The sequence below is a fragment of the Flavobacterium sp. IB48 genome (genome assembly GCF_016405855.1).
In the GTDB taxonomy this organism is placed as follows: Bacteria; Bacteroidota; Bacteroidia; order Flavobacteriales; family Flavobacteriaceae; genus Flavobacterium; species Flavobacterium ginsengisoli.
The window spans coordinates 1147851-1172576 of the sequence record NZ_JAEFCA010000001.1 but is presented as its reverse complement, the minus strand read 5'-3'; the positions used below and the strand labels follow the sequence as shown (position 1 = coordinate 1172576).

Genomic DNA, 24726 nt, shown 5'->3' with positions numbered 1-24726 from the left:
ATTTTGAGATTAAAAATGATCTTCCTTTAATTATCTGATTTTTTTAACATGAAAAAAAGATTGTATTACTAGAGAACTTCACTTTTTACTTACTATTATCTTGTAAAGTATGCTGCACTAAATCATCTACAGAAACAGAACGGCTAATATGCCCAAAGAGAATTTCAAGATTTTCTGCACGCAGGCTATCCCTGACATCTGAACGGGCTTCGGCTATTTTTAGAGTAATGTTCTTTGCCTGCAAATCAATAAATAAATTCTTTAAGAAACGTGCGCCAGCAATATCGATGCGAGGTGAAGAGTTGAGATCTAATATTACTGTTTTTAAAGAATCTTCTTCGCTGTAGATTTTTTCCAAAATCCGTTCTTTAATGTACTCAGCATTGAAATAAAAGATGGACGATTCTACTCTTACGATCAATATGTTTTCCATTATCTCATTGTCAGGATGTCTTTTCAAATCGGTGTAAATTCTCGTTCCTGGAATTCTTCCTAAAAAAGCTACATGAGGTTTTGAAGCCGCTTTTAATAAAAGCAACAAGGTTACGAGTGTTGCAAGCAAAACTCCCGCGAGAATTCCCCAGATTAATACTCCGGCAAGCGCAACCATAACTACAGCAAATTCTTGTTTGTTTATTTTATAAAGATGTCTCATTTCTTTCCAATCAAAAAGCCCTCTTATCGCTACTAGAACAATGGCGGCCAAAATTACGGTTGGCAGATTTTGAAGATATCCTGTTAAAAACAAGAGACAGCAAGCAATTGCACTCGAAGCAAACAAAAGCGACAATGGCGTTTTCGCACCCGCAGCATCGTTTACAGCTGATTGCGACAAACCGCCCGCAACAGGATAACCGTGTCCGAATGAAACGGCAGCATTTGCAACTCCAAGTGCCAGAAGTTCCTGACGCGGATCGATAACATATCCGTTTTTTTGTGCTAAGGTTCGTCCAGCAGAAACGCTTTCTATATAAGACAATAAAAAACAAGCCATCGCAAGCGGTAAAACTCCGTCAACATCTCGAATCCGAAGTGAGGGCAGATGAAATTCAGGAAGACCAGTCGGAATAATTCCAACTGTATTGAATTCGGCATATTGTAATGATGTAGCCGAAATAAGAATAATAGATAAAATGACAATTACTATTGCAACTGGAAACTGCGGTGCTATTTTTTCTCCTATAATTAATATCAGAATAGCAATTATTCCAAAAATAAAAACAGCTGTATTCATATCTGGAATTTGATGAAAAAGAATAACAATTCGTTCCAAGAAATTATCCCCGCCGCCTTTAACTCCAAATAATTTCGGCAATTGTGTCAAAGCGATAGTAATCGCCGCGCCTGCTTTGAATCCAACCAAAACGGTTTCACTAATAAAATTAATAATTCCACTTAACCTCAGCAAATAGGCAACAATGGCCATTCCAGCAAATACTAATGCCGTAAGTGATGCGATTTCAGACCAGCGTTCTACATCGCCATTTGCCATACTTGCAATAGTAGTTCCAACCAATAAAGAAATTGCAGAAGTTGGACCTATCGCAAGCTGTCTGCTGGATCCTAACAAAGCATAAAATATGCCGCCAATGAGGTATCCGTAAATTCCATATTGAGGAGGTAAACCTGCAAGAGTTGCATAGGCAAGAGAAACAGGAATTCCGTAAGCGGCAAGAGTTACTCCTGCAATGAAATCTCTTTTGAAATTCTGTTTTTCATAATTTTTAATCCAATCTAGTGAGGGTAAAAGCTTAGAAATCATATTAAAAAAGATTAAGATAGTACTAATTCACAATTATAAATGAATGTTTATAGTTGCAAAAGGTTACTCTTTCTCTTCTAATAATGCTTTCTTAACCTCATTGAGTTCTGCAATTTTCTCTGGACTTACTTTAGGATATTCCAGATCCATTTCGTCCAAAGCATGAATTATTGCCGAAGCAATTGCAATTCGGGCATAAGATTTATCATCGGCAGGAATTACATACCAAGGCGATTTTTTGGTCGATGTGTTTTTAATTAATTCCTCATACGCATGCATATAATCATCCCAATAGCCTCGCTCTTTGGCATCGGCTGCACTGAATTTCCAGTTTTTATCTGGATTATCAACTCTTTCAATAAATCTTCTTTTTTGTTCTTCTTTAGAAACATTTAGAAAAAACTTAATGACAACGGTTCCGTTTCTACTCAGATATTTTTCAAAGTTTCGAATGTCTTCAAAACGATTATCCCAAATGTCTTTGGTAATCAATTTCTCAGGAAGTTTTTGCCCTCTCAATATTTGTTCATGAACACGAACCACCAAGACTTCTTCATAGTAAGAACGATTAAAGATTCCTATTCGGCCTCTTTCTGGAAGGTGTTTTTGACAACGCCATAAATAATCATGATCTAATTCTTCTGAGCTTGGTCCTTTAAAAGAAGAAACCTGACAACCCTGCGGATTTATTCCTGACATTACATGCTTTATAGCACCATCTTTTCCAGCAGCATCCATAGCTTGAAATATAATAAGAACAGACCACTTATCTTGGGCATACAAAATATCCTGCATGGCAGCTAGAGCCTTAACTCCCATTTTTAATGTTTTCCGAACCGAGATATTGTCATTTTCTATAGCATAAGAAGTTGGTTTACCTTTTAATGTGAAGTTCTTATCGTCTCCAACACAATATTGCTCAGAAAATTTTTTTGCCCGATGTAACAATTCCTTTTTAGTTAATTTTTTTAAATCATTATCATCTCTTTCCTCTTTTTTGTGTTTTTTCTTGTTATTTTTTGACATGATTACAAAAGTTTTGAATTATTATTACTTATCTACCAAATAAATTAATCTTACAAAAAATGCATTTTATCGGCATTAAATAGCAGTTCATCTCATTTACCACTATAACCTGATAGACAGATACATAAAGTTTTAACTAAAATTAACAAAATTCATACAATATATATTCATCTATCTAAAAAAACGCTAACTTAGCTATGCATTTTACTGGTTTTTAGTTAGTTGTGTTTAATGAATTTTATCTAAAGAATTTAACAATGAACAAAATCTACTCCTCCGCAATTTTACTAAGTCTATTGATGTTTTCTTGCAAAAAAGAAACACCACCAAGCCCCAAACCATTAGAAATTTCAGTCACAACGGTTTTACAGCAAGATGTAAAATTAGAATCTGAATACACGGGGCAGACTTTTGGTCAATCTGATATACAAATTAACCCGCGAGTTGATGGTATAATTGAAAGTATGAACTTTAAAGAAGGAAGTTTTGTCAAGAAAGGACAGGTTCTCTATACAATTGACCCTTTACCTTATAGAGCGAAACTTAACGAAGCTCAAGGAGTTGCCGCAGAATCGCAGGCACGATTATCTAAAACCAAATCAGATTTGGATATGATTACTCCGTTGGCAAAAATGAATGCTGTCAGCCAAAGAGAATTGGTTTCAGCAAAAGCGGCGTACAATGCTTCATTAGCACAGATTAAAGCATCTGACGCTTCGGTTCAAAATGCTAAAATCGAATTGGGTTACTGTCAAATTTTAGCACCAATTTCAGGGTTAATTGGCTTGTCAAAAGTGAGAGTAGGCGATTATGTACAGCCTGGGCCTTTGTCAGTTCTAAATACAATTTCTGATCTAGGAGATGTCAGAGTTCGATTTACAATAAGCGAACAAGAATTTTTGCGTCTTTTTAGAGAATTCAACAAACCAAATTCTCCTTTAAAAGGCTCTGGAGCAAGTGTTACCATAAAACTATCTGACGGTTCCACTTATCCGCATACAGGAAAAGTAAGTTTTGCCGACAGACAAATTGATCCTTCTACAGGAGCCATCACTTTTGAAGCCGCTTTTCCTAATCCAGATAAATTACTGCGTCCTGGCCAATATGTAAAAATTGCTTTGCTTACTGATATTCGCAAAGAAGCAATCGTAATTCCGCAGCGCGCAGTTATTGAAATTCAAGGAATTTATCAAGTATATGTTGTAGGTAATGACAATAAAGTGCAAATGCAAATTGTAAAACCAGGCCCTACCGTTAAAAACGGATATATTATTGAAGATGGATTAAAACCTGGCGACAAGATAGCCATGGGAGGTACTTCTTTATTAAAGAATGGAAGTGTCATTACCCCAAAAATCGTTCAATGGCAATTGGGCGATCCAGAAACTGTAGCTGCAAAGTAATCTAAATCACATACTATTATGGGAGAATTTTTCGTCCGAAGACCAATTGTTGCCATTGTAATTAGTATTATTATTGTGATACTTGGATTACTGGCATTACAAAAAACACCTATTTCGCAATATCCGGATATTAATCCGCCAGTTGTAAAAATTACCACTTCTTTTACTGGAGCAAATGCGCTGAATGTTGAACAAGCAGTTGCAACTCCAATTGAGCAAAAGGTAAACGGTGTTGAAAACATGTTGTACATGAAATCGATCAACACTTCTGATGGTGCTTGTACTATCGAGGTAACTTTTGACGTAGGAACCAATCTGGACAACGCTAATATGCTTACGCAAAACAGACAAAACCAGTCTGCTCCCTTTATGCCATCAAGTGTAAAACAACAGGGTGTTGTGGTAAAAAAATCACTTTCGTTTCCAATGATGTTGTTTACCATTACATCTACTAATCCGAAATACGATGCTAAATTTTTAAATAACTACGCAAGTATCAATGTTGTTGACCAGCTGGCTCGTATCAAAGGGGTTGGAGAAGTTGCACTTTTTGGAGGTAGTGATTACTCAATGCGTATTTGGCTAAAAGCTGACATGATGAGTAAACTCGGCGTGACTGTTGAAGATGTAAAAAATGCGCTTAATGCACAAAACATGATTAGTCCGGGAGGAAAATTTGGAGCTGAACCAGCACCTCCCAATACTGAATTCACATATGGTGTAACACTTCAAGACCGCTTGGTAACCGAAAAAGAATTTGGAAACATCGTAGTTCGAAGTAAAGAAGATGGAGCACAGGTTTTACTTGCCGATATTGCCCGAATCGAATTAGGAACCGAAAATTACAGCTCAACAGCCAGAAGAAACAGTTCTCCAAGTGCTGTTATTGCTATGTACCAAATGCCAGGAAGTAATGCTCTCGAGGTGGCAGAAATTGCAAAAGCCACCATGAAACAATTGTCTGAAAGATTTCCGCAAGACATCGAATACCAAGAATCTTTAGATACAACACTTGCTATTACTGCAGGGGTTGATGATATTGTTCACACTCTTTTTGAAGCTATTATATTGGTTATTATAGTAGTATTTATATTCCTTCAAAATTGGCGCGCTACTTTAATTCCGTTAATTACCGTTCCCGTTTCGCTTATTGGTACCATTGCCGTTTTCCCAATGTTAGGATTTTCGATCAATACCCTTTCCCTTTTAGGATTAGTACTCGCAATTGGTATCGTAGTCGATGATGCGATTGTGGTTGTAGAAGCCGTGATACATCATATTGAGCATGGAAAAACTCCTAAAGAGGCCACAGTTCAAGCAATGAAAGAGGTTTCGGGACCAGTAATAGCGATTGCATTAATTCTATGTGCCGTTTTTATTCCAGTAGCAATGACACCCGGAATTACGGGACGTTTTTATCAGCAATTTGCCATAACCATTGCCGTCTCGGTCGCCTTTTCTGCATTTAGCGCTTTGTCTTTAAGTCCTGCGCTTTGTGCCATGCTATTAAAACCCACAAAACCTATTGATCAGCAAAAAGGATGGCTTGCTAAATTCTTTACTTGGTTTAATAAGGTTTTCGAAAATGTTACAGGAAAATATATTGGTGGAGCAACATTTTTCGCCAAAAAAGCAATGCGTATTGTTGTTTTACTAGCTGTCATTCTTGTTTCAATTGTGCTTTTAGGCAAAAAGATTCCTGTAGGATTTATTCCTGAGGAAGATCAGGGATATGTTTTAGTAAATATTGCTTTGCCGCCTGCATCATCATTACAGCGTACAGATGAAATATCGAAAAAAGTAGATAGTTTCCTTAAAGAAGAAAAATCTATTTTATCCTATACCACGATAAACGGATTTAGTATGCTTACAAACTCTTATCAGCCAAATAACGCTTTTATTTTTATTTCCCTAAAACCTTGGGAAGACAGAGCAGAAACGGCTAAACAGTTTGTAGACCGATTCAATAAAAAACTGGCCACTCAAATTACAACTGCGACTTGTTTTTCATTTGGCCCGCCAGCAATTCAGGGTCTGGGTGCTTCTGCCGGATTTAGTTTGATGCTGCAAGACCGAGGAGGAAATACACCGCAATATTTAGCAGAACAAACACAAAAATTTATTGCCGCCGCGCAGCAACGTCCTGAGATTAAACGAATTTACACCACTTTTAATGCTGGTACACCGCAAATTAAATTGGATATCGACAATGATAAAGCCATGAAATTAGGAATACCAGTTTCTAAAGTTACCGAAGCGCTCGGTGCCTTTTTGGGAGGAAGTTATGTGAATGATTTTAACCGATTTGGTCGTCAATATAAAGTTTATGTACAGGGAGAAGCTGTTAATCGTGTAAAACCAGAAGACCTAAACCTGATTTATGTAAAAAACAATAAAGGAGATATGCTTCCCGTTTCGACATTGGTTACGGCGACTAAAGTATCTGGCCCCGATTTTACGAATCGTTTAAACTTATTTAGATCTGCAGAAATTGGAGGAAGTCCAAATGATGGTTATAGTAGCTCGCAAGCTTTAACTGCACTAGAAGAAGTCGCCAAACAAACCTTACCTGCAGACATGAGTTTCGATTACATCAACTTATCGTATCAGGAAAAGCATTCGCCTGGAGGTTCTTCTGTATTCATCATGGCGTTAGTCTTTGTATTCTTAATTCTAGCCGCGCAATACGAAAGTTGGAAGCTGCCATTTAGTGTACTTCTTGGAGCGCCTTTTGCAGTATTTGGAGCCTTTTTAGGACTTCTTTTGGCAAGATTTGGAAGTGATGCTTATGTCAACAACGTTTTTGCCCAAATCGGACTCGTTTTACTTATCGGATTAGTGGCAAAAAACGCCATTCTTATTGTTGAGTTTGCCAAAGAAGAATACGAAAGAGGGAAACCGCTTTACGAATCGGCAATGTATGCGGCAAGACTTCGTTTTCGCCCGATTCTGATGACTGCTTTTGCTTTTATTCTTGGAGTTGTGCCGTTATTAACCGCTACAGGTGCTGGTTCTCAAGCTCGTATTGTAATGGGAATGGCCGTATTTAGCGGTATGTTGATCGCCACCGTTTTAGGGGTATTAATTGTACCAGGTCTATTTGTTATGATTGAAAGAATTGGACATAAGAAAGAGGAAACAATCGTAGAAGGAGAAAAAAATGTAGAATCAAATACTACAGACCATGAGTAAGAGATATAAAATAATCGTTATTGTATTGGTTGTTTCCTTACTTCCGGTGGGATGTATGGTCGGACCAAAATATAAAAAACCTGAGCAGTTAAAATCAGATTCTTATAAAAACGAAAGAAATTTAGACAGTCTCGCTTCGGTAACCAACTTAAAATGGTTTGATTTGTTTAATGATGATGTTTTAAAAGGTCTTATTCAAAAAGGTCTTGAGAATAATTACGATTTAAAAATTGCAGTTTCAAGAATTGAACAGTTTCGTGCTGAATTAGGGTATTCCAAAGCCGATTTGTTTCCGGCTTTTCAATATGGAGCTACTATAAACAGCAACAAGAAATACATTACTCCATCGACCGCTGGAGCAAGTATGTCTTGGGAACTTGACTTCTGGGGGAAATTTCGCCATGAAAACAATGCTGTCAAAGATGAACTTTTAGCTACAGAAGAAGCTCGTAAAGTAATATTGTCTGATATCGTTGCCAATATTGCAATAGCGTATTTTCAGATGCGAAATTTTGATGATCAGCTGGAAATAACCAAACATACTCTTGAAACAAGAGAGAAGTACTATCAAATTATAAGTGAGAGATTTGAAAAAGGTTACATCTCTGAAGTTGATAAAGTACAGATTGAACAGCAGGTGGCCATTGCCGAAGCTGCAATTCCTAACATTGAAAGACAAATAACCTATCAAGAAAATGCAATTGCATTGCTTACAGGTCAGCTACCTACTGAAATTCCGAGAGGAAAAAGCAATACCGAATTGCAAATCGTGAGCAAAATTCCATTGTCAATTCCGTCTGCCTTATTAGAAAACAGACCCGATGTCAAAGCGGCCGAATTAAGATATGCTGCAGCGAACGAAAGAATTGGTGTAGCTCAGGCAATGCGTTTTCCATCTATTAATCTTGCAGCAATTGCCGGATTTGCCAGTGCAGATTTAAGTAATCTATTTCTAGGAAGCTCTTATATGCAAAATGCTTCTGGTGGAATTGCAGGGCCAATATTCGCTTTCGGAAAAAACAAAAGAAGAGTTGAAATAAACAGACAACAAGCAGAACAGTTCAAATTTCTTTATCAACAAACCTATATTGGTGCTGTTTCTGAAGTAGAACAATCAATACAAAACGTTAGAACTTATCAAGAAGAATGGAAAGCCCGCAATAGACAAGTTCAAGCGGCTTTGATAAACTTTAAACTATCTCACGAAAGATATGACAGCGGTTACGTTTCTTACTTAGAAGTTTTAGATGTAGAAACCAACCTTTTCAATGCACAGTTAAGTCTAGCGCAATTATCTGAAAGACAATTAAGTTCAATGGTTGAATTGTACAAAGCACTTGGTGGAGGATGGAACCTCTAAGGTTCTGAGGTTCTGAGATTCTAAGTTGCTAAGATTCTAAGTTTTTTGAACTGAAACGCATAAAAAACAAAAAGCACTATTTTCATAGTGCTTTTTGTTTTTAAATCATTGTCACTTCAATCCTAAACTTAGTATCTCAGAATCTTAGCAACTTAGTATCTTTAGAATTAACAGAACTCGTTAAACGCATCCTGTAAATTCTCAGCAATTAATTCAGCTGGGCGTCCTTCAATGTGGTGACGCTCTAACATGTGAACCAATTCTCCGTTTTTAAACAAAGCCATAGATGGCGAAGATGGAGGGAATGGGAACATGTGTTGTCTTGCAGCATCAACAGCTTCTTTGTCTACACCTGCAAAAACAGTAATTAAATGATCTGGTTTTTTAGCATTATCCAAACTCATTTTTGCTCCCGGACGTGCATTTCTTGCAGCGCACCCGCAAACAGAGTTTACAACAACTAAAGTGGTACCTTCAGCTTTGATAGCATTCTCAACAGCTTCAGCACTATGTAAATCTTGAAAACCTGCAGCTGTTAATTCAGCTTCCATTGGTTTTACCATGTCTAGTGGATACATATTTTTTGTCTTTTAAATTGTACTTTTTGAACTGCAAAGTTACAAAGTTTACTCGCAACTAGTTAATTTGAAGTATAAAGTTTTGTTATAGTTCAATCGATTTACTTGAAAGTTGAAAAAGCATAAAGTTGAAAGCCTAAATTCTGTCTGTTTTTATTTAAAAACAACTTTAAATAAAGCCTTTATAAATGGCACTTTCGGGCATTTTAGAATCACTTGAAGATCTTCAAAAAGATTTGTTTCTTCATCTAAAAACTTAAAAATCAGTTCGGGATTTCCTTTTCTAAACAATGATGAAAAAATAGAACTTCCCAATTCGTTATGTCGATAAAGAATATCTAAAAGCAATAAATCGTAAAACCAAAACTTAGACTTTCCTTGAAAGTTCTTCATTTTAAAATCGTTGCTTTGAATAAACTCCACCAAATCGGAAGATTTTTTATCCGAGTTTTTAAAAGTATAACCTGTACTGGCTTTTGTCCAGCCGCCCGCAGTTCCAATATTAAGTACTCTTTTAGTATTTTTTTTCCAAAACGGATAACACGTCATCGGAATACTTCCGTGCTCTTTTTCTGTAATTTCATATTGATACGCTCCAAGCTTTTGCAAGTAGATCTTAATCTCATTTTCGTACTCCTCTTTGGCAAGCAAGTTTTCAGAAAACAAAGTATACTCAACCAAAGCTTCGGTTTTTGAAGTTGGCAGAACATACATAAATCGCGTATTCCCTTTCTGTTCTACCGAAAAATCCATGAAAGTGACTTCTTCTGGATTGAAAACTTCTTCTTTTGATTTCACAAACCAACCCACAAAATGCTGTTGCAAAACAGGATATTTGTTTTGCCTTTCGGCGAAAGCCTTAGTATAAATGCTATTTAAAAGATAATTACCTGTGTATCGGTTTTCTTCAGTACCAACAAAAACATGCGTTTCGAGTTCATTAATGTCAGTTACCTTTTCGTTTAAAAAAGTAATATTTGAATATTGGGAAAGTGCCGTAAAAACAAAATTATAAAAATCAATTGCTTTAATTTGATTGTATTGATAAGGCTTTAGAGCCAAATGGCGATTAAAATCTTGATTAGCAAAAAGAGCTGAATTCCATTTTTTTGAAATAATCGGATTCCAAATAGAAGCTTCTTTTTCCCAAAAACACCAAGTTCTGTCATTGATTTTCTTTGAATCCTGATCAAGAAGTAAAATCGATTTATCGGAGAACTTTCCAGACAAAATCATTTTGTAAACAGTCATCAAAGATGCGAGTCCTGTTCCTGTAAAGATGTAGTCGAAATGTCGGATTTGCGAAGAATTCATTCTCAAAAATAAGAAAATTTACTTTTCTAGATTTTCTAATAACAGTTTAAAGTCTTTTAATGCTAAATAATTGTTGTACTGAAAGACAATCTCATTCTTGTCATTCAGAACACATAAAATGGGATATGACATTTGGTTGTTTATTCTCCCCAATTCTAAGGCCAGTTCATGAACGCCAACATTATTTCCTGAAGGCTGATACTTGAAAATATGATTAGCAAACGTAATATTTCGTTTTTCTTCAGCATTGAAATCAATGAAATAGAAATCGGAGTTTAGTTTTTCTATAATTTCTTGATCTTTAAAAGCTGTAGCCTTCATTCGCTGGCAAAACTGACACCAATCGGTATGAATGAAAACAATGATTTTTCGTTTTTGAATTCGTTGCAAGCTATCTATTTCTTCAAAAGTTCTGCTTTTTAATTGGCAAAATCCTGTTGAAGTTATTCCAAAAAGAATTATGAAGAAAAATAGCTTTTTCATTTTTTTGTTTTTTTGCCACAGATTAGAAGGATTAAACGGATTTTACTTTTTCATGCTAAGCGAAGTCAAAGGGCGCGCCAATTGGAAAGGGGCTTCGACTTCGCTCAGCCTGACAAATGCAATCAAAATAAGTAAAAAATCCTTTAAATCTGTGAAATCTGTGGCTATAAAAAATCATCTAAAAGTATATCTCAATCCTAAAAATCCGCGAATTGTTTGGTTCTGCCCGTAAACATAAGTCGTGTCAAATGTCAAACCATACGGATTATCTGGCGTAACTAGAATTTTTCCTGTAGAATCGTATTGCACATTTTTATCAAAAGGATCATTTGTTCTTGAAATCAAAAACGGATTATTTTGTTTTGGAGTAAAGTTAAGCAGGTTTTTGATTCCGCCATAAACTTCAAAATCTTTCCAACCCGAATAGGTAAACTGAATATTTTGAATACTATACCAAGGGGATTTCGGGCTTCTTGGATCGGTTTCACTCAACAACGGCAATTTCATCGGACTGTAAACATTTCCAGTATAATCCATCGACAAGTTCCAAGGCTGAATTTTATACGAAATACTCCAAGTTCCTGTAAAATTCTCCGTCAAATACGGTCTTTCTGAAATTCCGTTCTCGACATTTTTATTATCTAAAACCGTTGCTCCGACAATAAATTTTAACCCCGACGGAAGGTTAAGATCCACATTTGTACTAATTCCTTGGCTTATCGCATAACCGTCAATATTGTCGTAAATAATCTCATTTGGATTTGTTTCATAATCTGATATAATCTTATTGCTAAATCTCGTGTAAAAAGCAGTCGTCTCAATCCCCATAAACGTTCCATTCCCAAAATTGATTTTCTGAATGTAATTTAAATTCACATTTACAGATTTTTCTGGTTTCAAATCATTTTTAATAATAACATCTCTAGAACCTGTTAAAGCAGCATGATCTTCGGTAAACAAATTCACAACACGAAACCCAGTTCCTGCATTTAATCTAAAAATGGTGTTTTCGTTTGCCTTAAATCTGTAAGCAAATCTTGGTGTAAGAATAGATCCGTGAATTGAGTTGTAATCGTAACGCATTCCTAGCAAAACCTGACTTTTTGGAGAAAAGGTAATTTCGTCTTGAACAAAAATTCCAGGAAGCCAACTGTTTTCTGGATCTTTTGTTGCTGGTGTATTATCATCATAATAGGTGTATCGACTTGCAATTCCTGCTAATAAATCATTTCTTCCAATTTTTTTATCCCAAGTCAATTGCAAAAATCCAATTTTCTGATTGGCGATATAAGAAGTTGTTCCGTAGCGGCTATCCTGATAATGCACATTTCCTGAGAACGAAAGCATTAGTTTTTCTTCAAATGGCAATTGGTAACTTCCAATTAATTCGGCTCTTTTAGTATAAATGCTTTCGCCATAGATTTCATCACCACCTCGATATTTCTTTTCCCAACGAATGTCTCCGCCCCAACGATCTTCATACATTCCGCGCGCTGCAATCGTAAAAAGGCGATTGTAATTTCGCTTAAAACTCCATTTATTAAAAACCGAGATACGTTCAGAAAGCGTTACATCGGTAAAATTGTCTTTGTCTTTATCAATAACCTGATCGTAATTGAAGTAATTTAATCCAATAAGAGAAGTCGCTTTTTTACCGACATTAAATTTCGTTCCCAAATCGAGATTGCTTTCAAAATAAGAAGTTGTAAAATAATCGGCTGAAAAAGTCGGTGCTGTCGTTGGATTTTTTGTAATAATATTAATCAGACCTCCAACGGCTTCACTTCCGTAAAGCGACGACGCTGGACCTTTTACAATTTCAATTCGTTCGACTAAAGAATTCGGAATTCCCGACAAACCATAAACCGTCGAAAGGCTACTCACTATTGGCATTCCGTCAATCATTACTAAAGTGTATGGGCCTTCCAATCCGTTTATGTGAATATCTCCCGTATTGCAAACACCACAATTTAACTGCGGACGAACGCCATTTATGTTTTGAAGCGCATCGTAAATACTTGGCGTTGGGTTTTTCTTGAAGAATGTTGGTGAATAAACCTCAACCGGAACGGCGCTTTCCAATCGTTTTACAGGTTTTAAAGTTCCAGAAACGACAACTTCGTTCAATTCATTTTGATCTTCTTCTAATTCAAAATCTAAATTCAAACTTTCATTTTCTAAAACTAAAATCTTTTGGGTTATCGGTTTAAATCCTGCAGAGGTTACATGTATTTTATAAGTTCCTTTTGGAATATCTTGAAGATGATAAATTCCTAAAGAATCTGTTTGAGCTTTAAAGTTTGTATTTAACAAACTAACTTTAATTTCTTGACTAACAGGAATTGATGTTGCTATTTTTCCTGATATATTTTGGGAATAAAGGCTTTTAGCTGAAATTATTAATATTGTCAAAAATAAATATTTCATTATTATAAAATTAAATTTAGACAAAACTAAAAATTAAATTTGACAAATATTTATTCTTAAAACAAAAAATTTCAAACTGATTGAATTCAAGATGTTATATTTTTTTAAACCATATAAGTTATATAAGCTAATTTAAGTTAGTGCTAAAATGAACTTATATAACTTATGTGGTTTAACATTCTTTTCTATTGACTAAAATCTTCGTCAATAAGTTCTTTATTAATCACCGCTCCAGCAAAAGAGCCCGTAGAAACCGCAATTGCTACAGATCGCATTTGCGTTGTGCAATCGCCACTTGCAAAAACGCCAGAAATATTAGTTTTCTGCATGGCATCTACTTTCAGTAATCCTTGTTCGCTGCTATCACATCCTAAAGTTTCGGGGATAGGACAATGCTGTTCAAATGGCGGTCTCGCATAAATAGCTTTTACCTCAACTTTTTCTCCATTTTTGAAAATGATGTTTGAAACATAGCCATCATTATGTTCTAAAGAATCTATTTCTTCTTCTAAAATTAGAACACCATGATTTTTAAGAGTTTTTGTTTGTTCTGCAGTCAGTTCTGATTTTCCATTAGTACACAAGCGAAGGTCTTTTGTCCAGTTTGAAATCAGTTTGGCATATTCGTACCCCATTTCTCCATTGGCAATAATGGCCGTTTTTTCATTTTTAACTTCATAACCATGACAATATGGACAATGCAAAACCGAAATTCCCCAGCATGGAGCAAAACCTTCAATTTCTGGAAGCAAATCTCTAACTCCAGTTGCAAACAATATTTTTCTCGAAGTAAAAATATTGCCAGATTCGGTCGTGATTTCGAAACCGTTTTCTGTTTTAATAACTTGTACAGCCAATCCATTATAAAATTGAACGGTTTTATAAATGTCAACTTGCAGTTTGGCTTTCGCCGAAATAACTGCTGGTTTCTCACCGTCTTGTGTAATAAAATTATGAGAATGCGGTGTTTGTCTGTTGCAAGGCAAACCGCTATCAATAACCAAAACCTGACGCAAAGAACGCCCTAAACTCATTGCTGCAGACAATCCGCTATAACTGCCGCCAACAATAATCACTTCAAAATGCTTCTGTTCCATATTTCTATTTTTAATGATTTTGTTTTTTATGTAATTTATAATTGATTAAGTGCCCGATGATCATTCCAATTCCGCCAAAATAGATCAAATCAAGATGAATTTCGAAAAAGAGTTCTGTCAAAATACTAATCCAAATTAGGGCCATTGAAACAACTAAAATGGACGATACCAAAAGAGCTGATTTTTTTATAATTTTGAGAATTGCAAATAAACCTATCGAAGCAAATAGTAAATCTATAATTGGGTTGTGACTCAAACCTAAAGGAAGAATCGTTAAAAGAGGAAAAATCAAGCAATGAACCAAACAAATGGTTGCGCTCGAAATTCCTAAAATATCGTAAAAGGATGTGCTTATTTTCTTCATTATGTGTACTTTTGCTTAATGCAATTTTGTTGCAAATATATACAATTTTATTAATTGCAACCAAGTTGCATTTAATTTTTAATTCCGTAAAAAATGAAAACTACACGTAATACCGCAGCAAAGACAGCCGTTTTAGAAGTTTTTGAGAAATCTAAGACCGCTCTTTCGCATACCGAAATTCAAAAACAATTAAATGATTTATGCGATCGCGTAACCATTTACAGAATTCTAGATCGATTAGTTAATGAAGATGTTATTCATAAAATTTCGAATCTAGACGGAACCGTAAAATATGCCAAATGCAATCATTCGCATCAGCGCGTACATATTCATAACCATGCTCATTTTAGCTGTGAGAATTGTCATGAGATAACTTGTCTTGAAAGTGTAAAACCGAGTTATATTATGCCACACAATTATAAAGTTAACGAAATCAATTTTACGTTATCTGGATTATGCCCGAATTGTTTAAATTCTAACATTTAACTTTTAGACTTGTCTAAAAATATTGTTTCGCGAATATAATTTTTCTCTATATTTGTGAAAACAATACTTTTACAATGACTAAATCTTTAGAAGAAGTCCATGAATCGGTTTCTACCGAAAACAAAAAAAAAGGTTTTAGAAAAATTTTAGCCTTCTTAGGCCCTGCATATTTAGTAAGCGTTGGTTATATGGATCCGGGAAACTGGGCGACAGATATTGCCGGCGGAAGCCAATTTGGCTACACTTTAGTTTGGGTTTTATTAATGAGCAACTTAATGGCTTTGCTCTTGCAGAGTTTGAGCGCCCGTCTCGGAATTGTAACTCAGCGCGACCTTGCGCAAGCCTCTCGAGAAACCTATTCCAAATACATTAATTACATTTTATATTTTCTTGCTGAAATTGCAATTGCAGCCTGTGATCTTGCCGAAGTTCTTGGAATGGCGATAGGAATTAATCTTCTTTTCGGAATTCCGTTACTCGAAGCCGTTCTCATTACCGTTTTAGACACCTTTTTATTGCTTTTTCTAATCAATAAAGGAATTCGCAAGATGGAAGCATTCATTATTGCTTTAGTGGCGATTATTGGCTTCTCTTTCATTTTTGAAATGATTTTTGCAGAACCTGAAGTTCATAAGATTTTCGAAGGACTTATTCCTTCAATTCCAAACTCTGCAGCTTTATATATTGCGATCGGAATTATCGGAGCAACTGTAATGCCTCACAACTTGTACTTGCATTCGTCCTTAGTACAAACAAGAAAATTTGACAGAACGCCAGCGGGAATCAAACAAGCTTTAAAATACAATTTAATCGATTCAACCATAGCTTTAAATCTTGCTTTCTTCGTAAATGCTGCCATTTTAATTCTTGCCGCAGCCACTTTCCATAAAAACGGAATGTTTGAAGTCGCAGAAATTCAAGACGCGCATCAATTTCTTGAACCGTTGTTAGGAACCAAATGGGCACCCGTTTTATTTGCTGTCGCCTTAATCGCTGCTGGACAAAGTTCGACGGTAACAGGAACATTAGCCGGTCAAATCGTAATGGAAGGTTATCTGCATTTTAGAATTCAACCTTGGGTTCGTAGAATCATAACGCGTTTAATTGCTATTATTCCTGCTGTAATCGTAATTTTAATTTATGGCGAAAGCGTCACGGGAAAGCTCTTAATTCTAAGTCAGGTGATTTTGAGTTTACAATTGGGATTTGCCATTATTCCGCTGATTCACTTTGTGAGCGATAAATCTAAAATGAATGGTTTTCATATTTCTAGAACCACTCAGGTTGTTTCTTGGATTATTGCTTCGATTATTGTTTCTCTGAATGCGAAATTGGTTTATGACGAAATCACTTCATGGTTAGCAAGCTCCGATCATCCAACAATTCTCTGGCTTACTGTTGTTCCTTTGGCTTTTGGATTCTCGGCGTTATTATTATATATCATTTTCAAACCATTTATTGCCAAATTCAAATCAAAAACAATAAACCATTCACCGCATAAGCTTAATCTTCATTTTTCGCCTAAACAAAGTCAGAGCATTCAAAATATTGCTATTTCAGTAGATTTCTCAAGTGCAGACGAAGTAGCTTTAAACAAAGCCTTTGAATTGGGTGGCATTGACACCGAATATACGCTCATTCACATTGTAGAAACCGTTGGTGCTTTAATGTATGGTGTTAATATTCACGATCATGAAACTACAATCGACGAAAAATTATTATTAAAATATAAAGAAATGCTTTCCGAAAAAGGGTTCAAAATTAAAACCGAACTTGGATTTGGAAAACCAAACAACGTAATTCCGAAAATTATAAACGAAGGAAGTTTCGATATTCTAGTCATGGGAACCCACGGCCACACTGGATTGAAAGATATTCTTTTCGGCACAACAGTAGATAAATTGAGACATAAAATTTCGATACCTTTGTTGATTGTTAAATAAAGTTTCTAAGATGATAAGCTACTAAGATTCTAAGCTTTTTATTAAAAAGCCCGAAAAAAACTTAGCTCCTCAGCATCTTAGAAACTTAGAAGCTTAAAAAAATGACCTTTTCAGAAGAAAACTACTTAAAATCGATCTATCATCTGACTGCTGCTTCAGAAACAGAAGTTAGCACGAATGCTATTGCGGAAATTATGGAAACGAAAGCTTCCTCTGTAACCGATATGCTTAAAAAGCTAGCAGAGAAAGATTTGGTGAATTATAAAAAATACCAAGGTGTATCACTAACTGAAAATGGAAAGTTAGCTGCAAAAATGATTGTGAGAAAACACCGTCTTTGGGAAGTGTTTTTGGTTGAAAAATTAAACTTTAGCTGGGATGAAGTGCACGATATCGCAGAACAGCTCGAACACATCAAATCGGAACAATTGATTAACCGTTTGGATGATTTTCTTGGAAATCCAACCGAAGATCCGCACGGAGATCCTATTCCAGATGCAAATGGGCGAATCATTAAAATTGAAAAATACCTTTTATCAGAGCTTGAAGAAAATCAAACTGGAGTTTGTGTTGGCGTAAAAGATACTTCTTCGGAGTTTTTGAAATATCTGGACAAACAAGGAATTGCTTTGGGTTCAAAAATTGAATTGCTTTCTAAAGAATCCTTCGATCTATCAGTTAAAATTAAAGTGAATGGTACGGAATTATCTATTTCGAATAAAATTGCTTCTAATTTGTTTGTAAAGCTGGTTTAGAGGTTGTTTTGCAGAGCTATATGTAACGGTTCTTAGGGCCTTCACAAATATCAATATTTTTTATCCGTTTGAGAAACCCATTCTCCAGCTACATCTACGTTTTGTCTTAGCAATAAATTCAACTGGCCAACATGATGCTGAACATGTCTCATGTTGTATAAAATCATTTCAATTCTGTTAAAATCCTTATTCTTTGTAATGAATCTTTCTTTTGAAGTTTCTTCATTTAAGCCTTCAATTAAAAGAAAAACCTTTTTACGGGAATGCTCAAGATATTCTAGCAATTCTTCTTTTAGATAAATCCTTTCAGGCAAAATTATTTCTGGATCAAACTCAGATAAGGAAAATGGTTGTGGCGGAGAAAATTCGTCTGGTTTTACAGACGAATAATAATCAATCCAAAAAATGGTGTGATAAACAGAATACCAAAAATCTTTTTTATCCCAAAAATTATCAGGACAAACTAAAATTGAACTTTCCAGCATATCTATTACAGCTCCAAATTGTCGCCATAATATCCCCTTTAATTCTTCCATTATTTGAGTTTGAAAATTAGAGTTCTAAACAATTCCCTTTTCAATCATTTCCAACATAACCGGCGAAGCATTTTTAAAAGTTGGTGCTTGCTCGATAATACTTCCAGCATTTTTTTTATTTACTTTAAAAGTGACATCATCGTTAGTTGTAAATAAAAGTGCGGTTAAAAAAGGGTTTTTAATGTGAGTGCCTAAAATCAATAAGGCTTCATCCAATGTATGAATGCTTTCTACTTCTTCTGTTTTATATCTAAAAGTCAGCGAAATTGAGAATGTATTATCTTCATTGAGAACCAATCGGAAATATACATTTTTAAGTTCTGTATCGCCCATGGTTTTGGCCAAAGTCAGTTTTGCAAAAGTTCCGTTTTGGATGCTTTCTTTAACTCGTTCACAAAAAAGGGCAAATATTGGTTCGTACATTTTTTTTAAAGTTGCTAAGGTTCTGAGATTCTAAGGTTTTTACAATCTTTGTCTATTATTTTAACCGCAAAGGTCGCAAAGATTTACGCAAAGAACACAAGAATTGAGCAAAAAAATCAGCCACAGATTATAGAGATTAACACAGATTCCTGTAAATCCTTTTAATCCAAATAATCTGTGGCTAAAAATTAATATTTTTTACGGTTAAGAAAATTTTATTTTCCTGTAAATTCGGCTTTACGTTTTTCTAAAAATGCTGTTGTTCCTTCTTTAAAGTCAGCAGTTCCAAAGCATTTTCCGAATGATTTTATTTCAACATCAAAACCGTTTTTACCATCTGTAAAATTAGCATTGATTGCTTTTATAGCTTTCGCAATAGCGAAAGGCGCATTTTTAATGATTTTTTGAGCAATTACATTCGTAAAAGACAAAAGCTCAGCTTGAGAAACTACGTGATTTACTAAACCGTATTGTTTTCCTTCTTCTGCAGAAATCATTGCAGCGGTCATGATCATCTCCATCGCACGGCCTTTTCCAACCAATTGAGGCAAACGCTGTGTTCCTCCATAACCAGGAATTAATCCTAAAGTAACTTCTGGAAGTCCCATTTTTGCATTATCAGAAGCAATTCTAAAATGACATGCCATTGCCAATTCTAATCCGCCTCCTAATGCAAATCCGTTTATTGCTGCAATAACAGGTTTTTTCAACCCTTCGATTAAATCAAAAAGAGATTCTTGACCTTCAGCAGCCAATTGCGCGCCTTCAACAATAGTATAATTAGCAAATTCTGAAATATCAGCTCCAGCGACAAATGCTTTCTCACCGCTTCCCGTTAAAATAATAACGCGGATATCATCATTTTTACCCAATAATTTTATCGCTTTACTTAGATCACTAATTGTTGCTTTGTTCAAAGCATTCAGTTTTGTTGGTCTGTTTACGGTAATTGTCGCGATATTTTCTTCAATAGAAATTAAAAGATTTTCGTAGTTCATGACGCTATATTTTATGAGTTCGTGATCGGGAGAGAAACTGTAAACGTAGTTCCTTTTCCATAAGTTGACTCAAAGGTAATTGTTCCTTTGTAATTTTCTATAATGTTTTTGATAATTCCGAGTCCAAGTCCCATACCGCTGGTTTTGGTAGTGAATTTTGGTTCGAAAATCCTTCCTATATCTTGTTTCTGAATTCCGATTCCGTTGTCTTTTACTGCAATCTCAACATTATTGCCACTTCTTTTTACAGATACCACAATTGATTTATGAAACTGGCTTTCAGGAATGGCCTGAGTTGCATTTTTAACCAAATTGGTAATTACACGGATCAATTGCGTACGATCCATTTTAGAAATGATTTCTTCTTCTTCTTTTTCGAAAGAAATATAATCTTCGTTGAAAATGTCCAAAGCCAGTTCGACAACTTCAACTACATTCAGCGTTTCATTTTGTTGCGCCGGCATTGAAGCAAAATTCGAAAACGCCGAGGCCACAGCTGTCATAGTATCAATCTGCTGAATCAAGGTTTCGGAGTAATCATTCATTTTCTGCTTCACATCAGGAGCAGTAGGATCAAATTTTCTTTGAAAACTCTGAACCGTCAAACGCATTGGCGTAAGCGGATTTTTAATTTCGTGTGCGACTTGTTTTGCCATTTCGCGCCAAGCTTCTTCACGTTCGCTTTGTGCCAATTTAATTGCACTCGTTTCCAGTTTATCTACCATTCCGTTATAAGCTTTTATCAAGAAATTGACTTCTTTACTGTTAGCTTCTAACACAATTTTTTCGTTTTTCTGATCCAAATTGGTTTCTTCCAAACGATCTGAAATGGTTTTAAGTGATTTTGTAATATAAGTTGAAAGGAAATATGCTAACGCAAAAGCCACAATAAGCATAAAAGAATACACCTGACTTAAACGGATAAGGAAAGTATTCAATTCATTATCGTAATATCCGTCGTCTTCTAGATATGGAAGATTTAAGATTCCGAGTGGTTTGAATTTTTCGTCTTTAATTAAACTGTATGACGATCGATTTTTAACTCCGTCAATCGTTTTGATGTCTACAAATCGCTTTTCGATAGAAGATCGAACTAATTTGAGAATGTATTCTGGAATTGGTGGCGGTGCTTTGTCAACCGCAAAAGACTCTTTTGAAGATTTTAAAAGTTTGCCGTCAAGACTATAAATGTTGATTTCGATTTTATGAATCTGTGCCAGTTCGTGGATTTTATCTTTAAAAATCAAATCCAGATTCTGAGTTTTTAACGGATAAGTCGTAGTTGCCAGAACATAATTGATGTGTTCTTTTACCGCATTCTCTTTTCGTTCTAAACGTTCTTGATGATATTCTTTGGCCTCAGTTTTAAACTGAATAATAGAAATCGAAGCCAATAAAAAAGATGCCACCACAATCAATACAATCATCGACAGGAAAATCCTGGTACGAAGCGATAGCATTGACATTTTGAAGTTGTTTAGCATAATTTTCTTTTTTGCCACGAATTACACGAATTTACGCTAATTATTTTTTTCTGCCACAGATTAAAATGATTGATGGGATTATACGCAACGCTAAAAAATCATTAAAATCCTTTTAATCTGTGGCAAAAAATTATAAAATTTAATTCGTGCTAATTTGTGAAATTCGTGGCAAACTCTTTATTTCTTTTCTCTAATTCTCTTATAAAATCTGAATCCAAGCATAATTAAAACCGAGAATAAAATAATTCCGATTACGCCGAAAATCCAGTTGATGGCACTTTTTAAAACTACTAAAAATACAACGGCAAATAGAATAATCGTAGCGCCTTCATTCCACAAACGCATAAAATTATTCGAATATTTTACTTCATCTCTTTGTAATTGCTTAAAAATCTGATGACATTTTCCGTGATATAAATATAAAAGGAAAACGAAACATAATTTTACGTGCATCCACGGCATTTTAATCCAAACGCTTCCTGCATCTGTAAAAAACAGCATCCAAAAAGCAAAAATACTTGCCAAAACTGCCGATGGCCATGTAATAATATACCACAAACGGTAGGCCATTATTTTGTATTGTGCCTGTAGAATTTCTTTTTCTGGCGAAAGTTTTTCATTTGCCTCAATTTGGTAAACAAACAAACGCACGATATAAAACAAACCTGCAAACCAAGTGATCACAAATATAAGATGCAGTGATTTTAAGTAATTATAGTACTCCATCATAAAGTCTTTTTTCTTTACTCTTTCTTCTATTTTCTATTTTGCCCAATCATTAATCCAATTAGAAACAGTCTCACACCATTCATCATCATCATTCAAACAAGGAATTGCTAAGAACTCTTCTCCTCCATTTGCTTCAAAATCTTCTTTGGCGCGCATTGCGATTTCTTCTAAAGTTTCTAAACAATCCGTAACGAAAGCTGGAGTTACAACCGCAATTTTCTTGATTCCTCTTGCTGGCATATTATCGATTTCAACATCAGTATATGGTTCAAGCCATTTATCGCCCGCCAATCTCGATTGGAAAGTCACGCAATATTTGTCTTTTGGAATTCCTAATTGTTCAACTACCAAACGAGTTGTTTCGTAACAATGTGTTCTGTAGCAGAATTCTGCTTCTGGAGTTCCTACTTCACAACACATTTCGTTGGTTACGAATTTTTTATGTGATTTTGTTTTATCTGTCTTGCGAACGTGACGCTCTGGAATTCCGTGGTACGAGAACACTAACTGATCGTAATCGAAATCACGCAGATGTTTTTTAATCGAATCTGCAACGTTTTTAATGTAATCCGGTTTATTGAAAAATGCTGGAACATCTGAAAATTTCATGTGAGGAAATTTCTTCTTGCGAATTTCTTCTGCTAAAACCAAAATGGTCAAAGTAGAAGCCATTGCATATTGCGGATAAAGCGGGAAAAGCAATACCTCAGTAACACCTTGATCGCTCAATTCCTGCAAACCTTTTTCGATTGTCATAGATCCGTAACGCATTGCAAGCGCAACTGGAACATTTGATAAAGGCTGTACTTTTTTGTGCATTCTTTCAGAAAGAACAATTAACGGCGAACCTTCTTTCCACCAGATTTTCTCGTAAGCGTGAGCCGATTCTTCTGGTCTTTTTCTTAAAATAATACCGCGAACTAATAATGCTCTTAATAAATACGGAACGTCGATCACGTATTTATCCATTAAAAATTCATCTAAATAAGGTTTTACGTCTTTTGGAGTTGGACTGTCTGGTGATCCTAAGTTTATTAAAAGTGCGCCTTTCATTATGTGTTTTTTGCTTTAGGCTTTAAGCGCTAGGCTTTAAGCTTTTTATTTGTTTTTAAAAATTTCGGCAAAAGTAAACGCTGTACTTTATTCGAAATATGATAATTATTACTTTTTCTTTATTATTGAATATTCAAAATTGATTTAGCTAATTCGAGAAATTTATTCTCGCAGATTTCGCAGATCTTGCAGATTTTTTAATTCGTGCTAATTAGTAGCGAAAAAAAAAAATTAAACATTCGCATTAATCGACATCAAATATTTTTTTGGAGTCGTGGCAAACTTTTTCTTGAATGCCGCGATAAAATGACTTCCTGTGCTATAACCTATTTTCAGCCCAACTTCATTTACATTATAAGAACCGCTGTCTAAAAGTTTTCTGGCGAAATCCATTTTGTAATCGAACAAGAAACCGTAAACCGTATCGCCATAAATCTGTTTGAAACCCATTTTGAGTTTTTTCAAATTTAAACCAATTTCATCTGCTAGTTCTTGCAGTCCTGGTGGTTCGGCCATATTAGCGATAATAATTTCTTTAGCCTTTCTGATTTTCAAAACGTTATCTTCATCAATCAAAAATGGACATTGTTCTGCATTTGGATCTTCGGTTCTGTTGAAATACAAACTCAATAATTCGTATCCTTTTCCTTTATAATAAAGGTTTTTTATGGACGGATGAAGGTTATAATGAAACAGCTGACTTAAAACAATCGCCATAGAAGGACTAATATTTCCTTCGTTATAATACTTTTTATCCTTATTATCAGGACTTAGAAAAGTAATATAATCGGCTTCGGCAGAAAATAAGGCGTGAAATTTCTTGATTGATACAATTACCGAAATTGCCCACGAGTTTGGAGCCAGCTCTAAATTTAGCGGCAATTCTTTCTGTGGATTGTATAAAAGCAACGATTTTTCTTCTTTCAATTCTAAAGCATAATTGCCTTGATTGAATAAAAATTTTGCATTTCCTTTTATCCCGAAGTGAAACTGTATCAGGCCAGTACCTATTATTTCGTGCTGTGCATAAAAAGGTTCTGAACCATCGTTTTGAAAACGGATCAGCGTAAAGTCGTCTTCAATTTTTATAACTTCTTGAGAACTCATAGCGATATTTTTTTGAAACGAAAATCAAAACAAACTCAAAATGTTATTTAGAACGACTCTAAACTAATCACTTCAAAGGAGTTGATTTTGCTACAAAAGTAGTCCTTTTTACTCAAAAACACCTATTTAGGTTCAAAAAAACATACAGCGACATAAAAAGTACTTTTAGCGTTATTTTTATCGATGGTATAGTAATAATTTTGTTG

At 35.1% G+C, this 24726-nt stretch carries 21 protein-coding genes; 6 read left to right on the top strand and 15 right to left on the bottom strand.

Annotation, left to right across the window (positions count from 1 at the left end; all coding sequences use genetic code 11):
* Positions 1–85: 85 nt before the first annotated feature.
* Both JC605_RS05040 and JC605_RS05035 read right to left on the bottom strand, forming a co-directional pair.
* On the bottom strand, positions 86–1762 hold the full coding sequence (locus JC605_RS05040) for a SulP family inorganic anion transporter (protein ID WP_198855147.1): 1677 nt from the start codon (positions 1760–1762) through the stop codon (positions 86–88).
* 63 nt (positions 1763–1825) lie between these two features.
* The gene (locus tag JC605_RS05035) at positions 1826–2788 is read right to left on the bottom strand and encodes a polyphosphate kinase 2 family protein (RefSeq protein WP_198855146.1); all 963 of its coding nucleotides are present in this window, start codon (positions 2786–2788) and stop codon (positions 1826–1828) included.
* Between the two features lie 257 nt (positions 2789–3045).
* Here JC605_RS05035 and JC605_RS05030 point away from each other — a divergent pair, with 257 nt between their 5' ends.
* The 3 genes from JC605_RS05030 to JC605_RS05020 are packed head-to-tail and all read left to right on the top strand — an operon-like array spanning position 3046 to position 8743.
* Positions 3046–4191 carry an efflux RND transporter periplasmic adaptor subunit gene (locus JC605_RS05030; RefSeq protein ID WP_198855145.1) on the top strand — a complete coding sequence of 382 codons (1146 nt, stop codon included), beginning with the start codon at positions 3046–3048 and terminating at the stop codon, positions 4189–4191.
* Between the two features lie 18 nt (positions 4192–4209).
* Positions 4210–7383 (top strand): efflux RND transporter permease subunit, encoded by a 3174-nt coding sequence (locus tag JC605_RS05025; protein ID WP_198855144.1) that lies wholly within the window; start codon positions 4210–4212, stop codon positions 7381–7383.
* Positions 7376–8743, top strand: a complete 1368-nt coding sequence (locus tag JC605_RS05020) for an efflux transporter outer membrane subunit (RefSeq protein WP_198855143.1) — start codon at positions 7376–7378, stop codon at positions 8741–8743. Before JC605_RS05025 ends, JC605_RS05020 begins: the two co-directional genes overlap by 8 nt.
* 167 nt (positions 8744–8910) lie before the next feature.
* On the opposite strand, the gene JC605_RS05015 is transcribed toward JC605_RS05020, so the two are convergent.
* From JC605_RS05015 to JC605_RS04990, 6 genes are all read right to left on the bottom strand, one after another.
* On the bottom strand, positions 8911–9321 hold the full coding sequence (locus tag JC605_RS05015; protein WP_111284876.1) for a BrxA/BrxB family bacilliredoxin: 411 nt from the start codon (positions 9319–9321) through the stop codon (positions 8911–8913).
* Positions 9322–9474: 153 nt separating this feature from the next.
* Entirely contained in the window at positions 9475–10635 is a 1161-nt protein-coding gene (locus tag JC605_RS05010; RefSeq protein WP_198855142.1) for a lycopene cyclase family protein, read from the bottom strand.
* An 18-nt stretch (positions 10636–10653) separates the two neighbouring features.
* Positions 10654–11118 (bottom strand): thioredoxin fold domain-containing protein, encoded by a 465-nt coding sequence (locus JC605_RS05005; protein WP_198855141.1) that lies wholly within the window; start codon positions 11116–11118, stop codon positions 10654–10656.
* 174 nt (positions 11119–11292) lie between these two features.
* Positions 11293–13545: a TonB-dependent receptor gene (locus JC605_RS05000; RefSeq protein ID WP_198855140.1), complete on the bottom strand. Its 2253-nt coding sequence runs from the start codon at positions 13543–13545 to the stop codon at positions 11293–11295.
* Positions 13546–13730: 185 nt separating this feature from the next.
* Complete coding sequence (locus JC605_RS04995; protein WP_198855139.1) at positions 13731–14642, bottom strand: NAD(P)/FAD-dependent oxidoreductase; 912 nt, start codon at positions 14640–14642, stop codon at positions 13731–13733.
* A gap of 10 nt (positions 14643–14652) precedes the next feature.
* Entirely contained in the window at positions 14653–15006 is a 354-nt protein-coding gene (locus tag JC605_RS04990) for a MerC domain-containing protein (protein WP_198855138.1), read from the bottom strand.
* 93 nt (positions 15007–15099) lie between these two features.
* On the opposite strand from JC605_RS04990, the gene JC605_RS04985 reads away from it, so the two are divergent.
* The 3 genes from JC605_RS04985 to JC605_RS04975 all read left to right on the top strand — a co-directional run bounded on the left by JC605_RS04985 (position 15100) and on the right by JC605_RS04975 (position 18190).
* Positions 15100–15492, top strand: a complete 393-nt coding sequence (locus JC605_RS04985; RefSeq protein WP_198855137.1) for a Fur family transcriptional regulator — start codon at positions 15100–15102, stop codon at positions 15490–15492.
* A 74-nt stretch (positions 15493–15566) separates the two neighbouring features.
* Complete coding sequence (locus tag JC605_RS04980; protein ID WP_198855136.1) at positions 15567–17435, top strand: Nramp family divalent metal transporter; 1869 nt, start codon at positions 15567–15569, stop codon at positions 17433–17435.
* 101 nt (positions 17436–17536) lie between these two features.
* On the top strand, positions 17537–18190 hold the full coding sequence (locus JC605_RS04975) for a metal-dependent transcriptional regulator (RefSeq protein WP_198855135.1): 654 nt from the start codon (positions 17537–17539) through the stop codon (positions 18188–18190).
* Positions 18191–18240: 50 nt separating this feature from the next.
* Here the strand turns inward: JC605_RS04975 and JC605_RS04970 are convergent, their stop codons facing one another.
* From JC605_RS04970 to JC605_RS04940, 7 genes are all read right to left on the bottom strand, one after another.
* Positions 18241–18726, bottom strand: coding sequence for a DinB family protein (locus JC605_RS04970; protein ID WP_198855134.1), 486 nt, complete (start codon positions 18724–18726; stop codon positions 18241–18243).
* A gap of 24 nt (positions 18727–18750) precedes the next feature.
* Complete coding sequence (locus tag JC605_RS04965; protein WP_198855133.1) at positions 18751–19149, bottom strand: hypothetical protein; 399 nt, start codon at positions 19147–19149, stop codon at positions 18751–18753.
* 215 nt (positions 19150–19364) lie between these two features.
* On the bottom strand, positions 19365–20147 hold the full coding sequence (locus JC605_RS04960; protein ID WP_198855132.1) for an enoyl-CoA hydratase/isomerase family protein: 783 nt from the start codon (positions 20145–20147) through the stop codon (positions 19365–19367).
* Between the two features lie 11 nt (positions 20148–20158).
* A complete protein-coding gene (locus JC605_RS04955; RefSeq protein ID WP_198855529.1) occupies positions 20159–21574 on the bottom strand; it encodes a HAMP domain-containing sensor histidine kinase in 1416 nt (471 codons plus the stop codon).
* A 234-nt stretch (positions 21575–21808) separates the two neighbouring features.
* Positions 21809–22357 (bottom strand): CopD family protein, encoded by a 549-nt coding sequence (locus JC605_RS04950; RefSeq protein ID WP_198855528.1) that lies wholly within the window; start codon positions 22355–22357, stop codon positions 21809–21811.
* A 36-nt stretch (positions 22358–22393) separates the two neighbouring features.
* Entirely contained in the window at positions 22394–23413 is a 1020-nt protein-coding gene (gene hemH / locus JC605_RS04945; RefSeq protein WP_198855131.1) for a ferrochelatase, read from the bottom strand.
* A gap of 231 nt (positions 23414–23644) precedes the next feature.
* On the bottom strand, positions 23645–24520 hold the full coding sequence (locus tag JC605_RS04940) for an AraC family transcriptional regulator (RefSeq protein ID WP_198855130.1): 876 nt from the start codon (positions 24518–24520) through the stop codon (positions 23645–23647).
* Positions 24521–24726 lie beyond the last annotated feature (206 nt).